Origin of the sequence: Sulfurihydrogenibium yellowstonense SS-5 (genome assembly GCF_000173615.1) — a bacterium.
GTDB lineage: Bacteria > Aquificota > Aquificia > Aquificales > Hydrogenothermaceae > Sulfurihydrogenibium > Sulfurihydrogenibium yellowstonense.
Map to the genome: position 1 here is coordinate 1 of NZ_ABZS01000079.1, position 7,441 is coordinate 7,441.

Sequence of the window (7,441 nt, forward strand, 5' to 3'; positions counted from 1 at the left end):
TTGCTTTTTTGGCTAAGTTTTTTAAAAAATCTGCTGTTTCTTTGATTGTCTCTATTCTGTTATGTAGATAAAAAACCTGTCCGTTTCTGTCTATTTCAAATTCAATGGCTTTTTTTATAAGCTCTTCATCAAAATTTGAGACATATGTTTTTATCTCATACCTTCCCTCCGGTGGTGTGTTTAAAACCGATATATCTTTTAGTCCTGAAAGTGCCATGTTTAATGTTCTTGGAATTGGCGTTGCAGTTAAGTATAAAGTATCTACACTTTCTCTTATCTGTCTTATTTTTTCTTTTGCTTTTACTCCAAATCTATGCTCTTCATCAATCACAAGGAGCCCAAGCTTATTAAAAGATAGGTTAGTATGTAAGATTTTATGAGTTGCTACCAAAACGTCTATTTTTCCCTCTTCAAAAGCTTTTATTGTATTATCATTTTCCTTTTTTGATTTTAATCTTGAAAGATTTTCTACGATTATTCCGTAAGGTTCAAGCCGTTCTTTTAATTTTTTATAATGCTGATAAGCAAGGACAGTAGTAGGAACCAAAAGCAAAGCTTGGTATCCATTTATTACAGATATAAAAATGCCTCTGATGGCTACTTCGGTTTTACCAAAGCCAACATCTCCACATATTAGCCTTTCCATTGGCTTTGGCTTTGAAAAATCGCTTTTTATGTCTTTTATGGCTTTTATCTGGTCGGGTGTTTCTACAAATGGAAACTCTCTTTCAAACTTGCTTATTAGCTCATCATCTGTTTTTAATGGTGGTCTGTATATATTTTGTCTTTTTGAATAGATCTCTAACAGATTTTTTGCAATATTTTTTAAAGACTCCTTAACTTTTTTCTTTAGATTTCTCCAAGAAGTACCGCCGATTTTATCAATCTGAATGATAGAGTTGGTTTTGTATTTATGAATTTTATCAAAATGAAGGTATGAAACATAAACCTTCTCACCGCCTGCATACTCAAGAATCATAAAATCATAAACTTTTCCTCTAATCTCTCTTGTCTCTATCCCTCTGTAGATACCTATCCCAAAATCTTCATGAATTATGTAATCACCTTCCTTTAACGGCTCAACATCTAACTCTAACTTTTCTTCAACCTCCGGTAGGAAAGCCGTTTTTTCATTAAGTAGTACAAGCTCTTTTTTTAATGGAATTTTATAGACGGTAAACTCTTGTGTAATATCTTTTATAGCTCCAACCTCAGGATTAGAAAATTTTGAGTAAAATTGACCTTTGATAGGTAAATTTAAATCTTCATAGATATCTAAGGTATAAATATCGTTTTTTAAATAATCTCTAAAAAAGGTACTTTCTTCATCTTCAAAAATAAGTGGCGTTTTTGATTTGACGTTAAAGTCATAAAGCGGCAAAATGAATATTTCTTCTATTTCTTTTCTTGTTAAGATTTTTGATTTTAGAAAGATGTTTTCTATTGTATCACCGAAAAAATCTATATCTACTATGCCTACCTTTGGAATGTTGATAGATAAAAAGCCACCTCTTACAGAAAATTCTCCTTCATTTTCTGGAAATTCTTCTCTTATGTACCCAAGTTTATAAAGTTTCTCTATCAAAAATTCTCTGTTTAACTCCCCGTTTTTCTTTATATTGATAATGTCTTTTAAGAAATTTTCTTTTGTTCTAACCTTTACACTTAAAGCATCTTTGGAAAATACTAAAATCCAATTTTTACCTGCTAAAATTTTATAGATAGCATAATTTCTCTCAATCTGACTTAAAAGGTCAAGTTTTTCTTGAGAAGATGGAAAATGAATGATTTCAATGTCTTTTTTAAAGAAATCTTTATAAGCCTTAAGATTTAAAAAGCTTTCTTTTGCGGACTTTTCAGAGTCTGTTATCAAAAATAAAGGTTCCTCTTTCTGAATAAGTAAATATTCACAATATGAACTGTTGCCTGTGTATACTTTCATAGCATGCTAAATTATACACTAAAATTAATATAAGAAAATTAATATAAGCATTTTATCAAAAATTTATATGCCTTGGGGTGAGACTGCTTACAAAAATCCACGCTGTCATTTTGACCGAAGCTAAGAATTTCCTACTTTTACCTAATTTCTTAAATTAATCAGTTATAATAATACCTTGGGGTGAGAAATTAGCAATTTTTATAGAATTTAAAAATGAGATCCTTCGGCCTTACGGCCTCAGGATGACATGAAAAGGTTGAATGATAAACATTATAAAGGAAGGATAACCTATTCCGTCATTATGAGCGAAGCGAAGAATCTCATGTTTTTATTAAATTTCTCACCCGACGTATTTCTTAAATTAATAAGTTATAATAATTGCAAACAAAAAAGGAGGTTGCAAAATAATGATAGCTTTTGTTTTTCCGGGACAAGGTTCCCAGTATGTTGGTATGGGAAAAGATATTTATGATAGCTTTGAAGAAGTTAGAGAGATTCACAATAAAGTTAATGAAAAACTTGGATTTAATTTGACAGAAATTATATTCAATGATGAAGAAAAACTTAATCTTACACAATACACACAACCGGCTATTTTACTTACTTCTTATTTGATTTACAAAATTTTTAACAAAAAAAATAGAACTCCATCGTTTTTGGCTGGGCATTCCTTAGGAGAGTTTACAGCTTTAACTGTTGCAGGAAGTTTATCCGTAGAAGATGCAGTTTATCTTACTTATATAAGAGGAAGTTTGATGCAAAGCGCAGTTCCGGAAGGAAAAGGCTTAATGGCTGCAATAATTGGCTTAGATGCAAATAAAATAGAAGAGGTTCTAAAAACGATCGATGGCGTTGTTGAGATTGCAAACTACAACTCTTATGAACAAACCGTTATTTCCGGTGAAACAGAAGCGGTAAAAAAAGCGATGGAAGTTTTAAAATCGCAAGGTGCTAAAAAGGTTGTACCATTAGCTGTATCAGTTCCTGCCCATTCATCCCTTTTAAAAGAAAAAGCAAAGGAATTTGCCAAGTATATTGAAGATACACCTTTTAACGATGCAAAAATTCCTGTTATATCAAACATCACTGCAACTCCGATAACAAAGGTTCAAGAGATAAAAGAAGAGTTAAAAGCTCATTTTTATTCACCGGTTAGATGGGTTCAAACTGTAGAGTTTTTAGCAAATAACGACGTTAAAACAGTTTATGAGATTGGTCCAAAGAAAGTTTTAACCGGTCTTATAAAAAGAATCAACAGCAATTTAGAGCTTAAAAATATAGAAACTTTGCAAGACATAGAGAATGCTTAAATCTTTATTTATCACAGCAACAGACACAGGCGTAGGAAAAACAACCATTTCCTATGCCTTGGCTAAAACACTAATAGAAAAAGGATTAAAAGTAGCATACTTTAAACCTGTTGAAACCGGTGCAGACCCAATTCCGGAAGATGCTACTTTATTATCAAAACTGACATGTCAGCAGATTGACGAAGTAGTTTTATATACTTTCAAAAATCCTGTAGCTCCATACGTGGCAACTATAATGGAAGGTGGAGGTATAGATTTAGAGAAAATAATAAAACATTATGAATATCTCGTTCAAAAATATGACTTTGTAATAGTGGAAGGAGCCGGCGGTGTTTTGGTTCCGATTAAAGAAAATTACACATACAGAGAACTAATTAAAGACTTAAATATACCCGTTCTTTTAGTATCAAGAGCAAGTCTTGGAACGATAAATCATACACTGCTTACTTTGGAAGCTTTGAAAGATGCTAATATCTTAGGTATTGTCATGAATGGTTTTACTGGCAATGATATATCGGAAGAAAAAAATCCAGAAGTAATAGAAAAGTTCTCTAAAGTAAAAGTAATAGCAAAATGTAATAAATCCGAAACTCCAATCAGCGAATGTTATGAAAAATTGAAAAATGCGGCAGGATTGATCTTATGAAAGATTAAATAGGATGCTCCGGATTTTTCTTATATGGACCAAAAGGAAGATTTTTCCCCTGATTTAAAGCCAAATCAATGGTTTACTTACTATGCTACAAAATTTAAAACTGTGGAAATAAATTCTACTTTTTATAACTTTCCAAAAAAGAGCTCCATAAAAAGATTTTATAAAATATCTCCAGAAGATTTTAAATTTTCTGTTAAAGTCAATAAAACAATCACACATATAAAAAGGTTTAAAGACCAATTAAAAATCCAGGAACAAGAGAAAATAGGATTTTATATAGAATATCATAATTTTCAGTTATTTCTTTTGTGTTTGCTCTGCCGGTATACTTTCAATAACAGATTTTGATTTTGCAATATGGACGCTTAAGTATGATAGTATTAGAACTAATGTTAAGAATATTGCTCCAAGCCAGTAGGTTATTTTTGTTAAAATCGTTGCTGCAGAAGCTCCAAGAACAGCCTTTGCCGCACCAGACCCAAAAACAGCTCCAATCTCTGCACCTTTTGTTTTTTGCATTAAAACAAGAATTATTAAAAGAACAGAAACAATTATTAAAACTACAGATAAAACTCCAAACAAAAATTCCAATTTCTACACCTCCAAAGAATGGGTAATGATTTTATAAAATTTTTCAGGGTCTAAGCTTGCTGTACCAACCAAAAATCCATCAACATTTTTTTGACTTATCAAATCTTTTGCGTTATTTTCGTTAACACTACCACCGTATAAAATCCTTGTAGTCTCATCATTTCCTTTAGACAATTCATTTATAAGAGTTCTAATAAAATGATGAACTTCTTGGGCTTGCTCTTTTGTTGCATTCTTCCCTGTTCCAATAGCCCAAACGGGTTCGTAAGCTATATCACAAAGACCAATATCAGGATAAACACCGGCAAAAGCCATTTTTATCTGTCTTTCTACAACGTTTAATGTTATTCCAAGCTCTCTTTCTTCTAACGTCTCTCCAACGCAAACTATCGGTCTTATTCCATACTCCAATGCAGATATAACTTTTTTATTTATAAGCTCGTCCTTTTCTCCAAAAATATGTCTTCTTTCAGAATGTCCAAGGATTACATACTCAACGTTTAACTCTTTCAACATTATTGGCGATATCTCACCAGTAAAAGCCCCTCTATCTACATGATACATATTTTGAGCACCAAGCTTTATTTTTGTGTTGTTAAGCTCTAAGGAGACTGAAGATAAAGCTGTAAAAGATGGAGCAATCATAATATCGACTTGATGAATATCTTCAACCATAGGTTTAAATTTTTCTATGTACTCTACGGATTCTGCAACTGTTTTGTTCATCTTCCAGTTTGCAGCTATAAGATATCTCATTTTCTAACCTCTTTGCTTATGATATTTCCTTCTTGGTCTAACTCGTAGACAACTGCAGCGCCTGTATCAAGCTCAACCTTTATAATCTCTTCCGGTGTTAGTTTTTCAAGATACATAATTATAGACCTTAAAGAGTTTCCATGGGCAACAACTAACACATCATTTCCTTCATAGATATCGCCAAGAATTGCTCTTTCTAAGAATGGAATTGTTCTTGCAGCAGTGTCCTTTAAAGATTCTCCTTCCGGTGGTGCAATATCATAGCTTCTTCTCCAAAGATGAACTATTTCAGCTCCATATTTTTGCCTTGCCCTGTCTTTGTTTAAACCTTGTAATGCTCCATAGTGTCTTTCGTTTAATGCTTGGTCTTTTATAATTGGGATTTGTAGTCCAATAACTTCAAGAATGATTTTTAATGTTTCTTGAGCCCTTGTTAATGCAGATGTGTAAGCAACTTTGAATCTAATATCTTTTAAAAGCTCCCCTGCTTTAAAAGCTTCCTCTTTTCCTTTTTCTGTGAGTGGAACATCTACCCATCCGGTAAATCTATTTTGTAAGTTCCAAAAAGATTGTCCATGTCTTACTAAGACTAATTTAGGCATAAAAACCTCCAAAGTTTTTAAAAATTATTATATCATTAAGTAAGCAATGGTGATTGGTATTAGTTTGTGGGAATGTAAAGAGTTAATAATCACAAGATACGTCGGAGCGAGAAATTCATTTAAAATATTAGATTCTTCGCCGGCTTCAGAATGACAGTGTTGATTTTTGCAAGCAGTCTCCCCCCTACTTTTCAGTAAACCTTCCCATTGAATAAAATTTTCTATGCCTTAACTCAACCAGTTCATCTAAGTTAATATTTATTATTTCTTTTAAAGAGTTTCTCAAAGCTCTTCTTAGTAATCTATACATTTTCTTTGGCTGTAAATGAGCTCCGCCAAGTGGTTCTCTTACTATACAGTCAATAATACCAAGTTCTTTTAAATCTTGTGCTGTAATTTTTAAGCTTTCTGCTGCGATAGGGGCTGACTCTGCTGATTTAAAAAGTATTGCAGCACAACCTTCAGGTGATATGACGGAATATATAGCATTTTCAAGCATAAGTATTTTGTCTGCAACGCCAAGAGCTAATGCTCCACCACTACCACCTTCACCTATGACTGTCGCAATAATGGGAATTTTTAAGCTGCCCATTACCATTAAACTTTCTGCTATAGCTTGAGATTGACCTCTTTCTTCTGCACCGATGCCTGGATAAGCTCCCGGAGTATCTATGAATGTAAAAATCGGTCTTTTGAATTTTTCTGCTAATTTCATTACTCTGATGGCTTTTCTGTATCCCTCCGGGTGCGGCATTCCAAAGTTTCTTTCTATCTTTTCTTTTGTATCCCTTCCTTTTTCATGACCGATTACACAAACAGGCTTTCCTTCAAAGTTTGCAAATCCTGCTATTATTGCTTTATCATCTGCAAACCTTCTATCTCCGTGAAGTTCTATGAAATCAGTGAATAAATTATTTATATAGTCTATTGTGTGTGGTCTTTTTGGGTGTCTGGCAAGCTGAACCCTATCCCATGCTGTCAAACTTGCCATCTTTTCCTTAGATAGTTTTTTAAATCTTCTTCTTAATTTTGCAAGTTCATTGATTAAATGATGCTCACCTTTTTTTACTCTCTCTCTTAATATTTCAATCTGATCTTGCAAAGATTGTAATTCTTGATTTATATCCATTTTATGATGCCCCATTTGTTAAAACCAAGTATATATAGGCTATGAAAAATAATATACCGGATGTAAATCCAAAAGCAAAATATTCTCTATTAATGTAAGAAACTGTTAGAGCTATAAAAGCTGAAATTATTGCAAATATTCCGGACACTAACGCAAGCCCTGTTATGCTCCATTCTGTAAATAAAACACCAATGCTAACAGGAATTGTACTTTGAAACACCATTGCACCGGCAATGTTTCCAACTGCCAACGTATCTTTCTTTTCCAAAATCCATTTTACGCTGTTAATTTTTTCAGGTAATTCTGTAGCTATTGGAGCGATAATAAGAGAAAAAATCAATGGGTCTAATCCAAAAGCTAAACTTATTTTTTCTATTCCATGAACGAAGAAATGTGCTCCACCAACCATTATTATAAGAGAGATGATTACTTGAGCAATTATTAAAGATAAATGCG

General features: G+C 32.7%; 9 protein-coding genes. 3 read left to right on the forward strand and 6 right to left on the reverse strand.

The window, feature by feature from the left end; translation table 11 throughout:
- On the reverse strand, positions 1 to 1,873 hold a 1,873-nt coding region (locus SULYE_RS04350), incomplete at its 3' end, for a DEAD/DEAH box helicase (RefSeq protein ID WP_007546891.1).
- Between the two features lie 476 nt (positions 1,874 to 2,349).
- Between SULYE_RS04350 and fabD the strand changes: the two genes are divergently transcribed.
- Genes fabD through SULYE_RS04365 form a run of 3 tightly spaced genes read left to right on the forward strand, consistent with a single transcriptional unit; the run spans position 2,350 to position 4,255 of the window.
- Positions 2,350 to 3,252: an ACP S-malonyltransferase gene (fabD, locus tag SULYE_RS04355; RefSeq protein WP_007546893.1), complete on the forward strand. Its 903-nt coding sequence runs from the start codon at positions 2,350 to 2,352 to the stop codon at positions 3,250 to 3,252.
- On the forward strand, positions 3,245 to 3,898 hold the full coding sequence (bioD, locus tag SULYE_RS04360; protein WP_007546894.1) for a dethiobiotin synthase: 654 nt from the start codon (positions 3,245 to 3,247) through the stop codon (positions 3,896 to 3,898). Before fabD ends, bioD begins: the two co-directional genes overlap by 8 nt.
- 33 nt (positions 3,899 to 3,931) lie before the next feature.
- On the forward strand, positions 3,932 to 4,255 hold the full coding sequence (locus SULYE_RS04365) for a DUF72 domain-containing protein (protein ID WP_052294933.1): 324 nt from the start codon (positions 3,932 to 3,934) through the stop codon (positions 4,253 to 4,255).
- Here the strand turns inward: SULYE_RS04365 and secG are convergent.
- From secG to SULYE_RS04390, 5 genes are all read right to left on the reverse strand, one after another.
- On the reverse strand, positions 4,205 to 4,498 hold the full coding sequence (secG, locus tag SULYE_RS04370) for a preprotein translocase subunit SecG (protein ID WP_007546895.1): 294 nt from the start codon (positions 4,496 to 4,498) through the stop codon (positions 4,205 to 4,207). The two genes, SULYE_RS04365 and secG, sit on opposite strands and share 51 nt — an antisense overlap.
- A gap of 3 nt (positions 4,499 to 4,501) precedes the next feature.
- Positions 4,502 to 5,254, reverse strand: coding sequence for a triose-phosphate isomerase (gene tpiA / locus SULYE_RS04375; protein WP_007546896.1), 753 nt, complete (start codon positions 5,252 to 5,254; stop codon positions 4,502 to 4,504).
- Complete coding sequence (locus tag SULYE_RS04380; RefSeq protein ID WP_007546897.1) at positions 5,251 to 5,856, reverse strand: 2,3-bisphosphoglycerate-dependent phosphoglycerate mutase; 606 nt, start codon at positions 5,854 to 5,856, stop codon at positions 5,251 to 5,253. Before SULYE_RS04380 ends, tpiA begins: the two co-directional genes overlap by 4 nt.
- Positions 5,857 to 6,040: 184 nt before the next feature.
- Positions 6,041 to 6,985 (reverse strand): acetyl-CoA carboxylase carboxyltransferase subunit alpha, encoded by a 945-nt coding sequence (locus SULYE_RS04385; RefSeq protein ID WP_007546906.1) that lies wholly within the window; start codon positions 6,983 to 6,985, stop codon positions 6,041 to 6,043.
- Between the two features lies 1 nt (position 6,986).
- On the reverse strand, positions 6,987 to 7,441 hold a 455-nt coding region (locus SULYE_RS04390; RefSeq protein WP_007546907.1), incomplete at its 5' end, for a sodium:calcium antiporter.

Coding starts and splice junctions, on each gene's coding strand:
- SULYE_RS04385 (WP_007546906.1), bottom strand. CDS start 6,985: ATGGATATAAATCAAGAATTACAATCTTTGCAAGATCAGATTGAAATA.
- SULYE_RS04365 (WP_052294933.1), top strand. CDS start 3,932: ATGGACCAAAAGGAAGATTTTTCCCCTGATTTAAAGCCAAATCAATGG.
- SULYE_RS04380 (WP_007546897.1), bottom strand. CDS start 5,856: ATGCCTAAATTAGTCTTAGTAAGACATGGACAATCTTTTTGGAACTTA.
- fabD (WP_007546893.1), top strand. CDS start 2,350: ATGATAGCTTTTGTTTTTCCGGGACAAGGTTCCCAGTATGTTGGTATG.
- bioD (WP_007546894.1), top strand. CDS start 3,245: ATGCTTAAATCTTTATTTATCACAGCAACAGACACAGGCGTAGGAAAA.
- tpiA (WP_007546896.1), bottom strand. CDS start 5,254: ATGAGATATCTTATAGCTGCAAACTGGAAGATGAACAAAACAGTTGCA.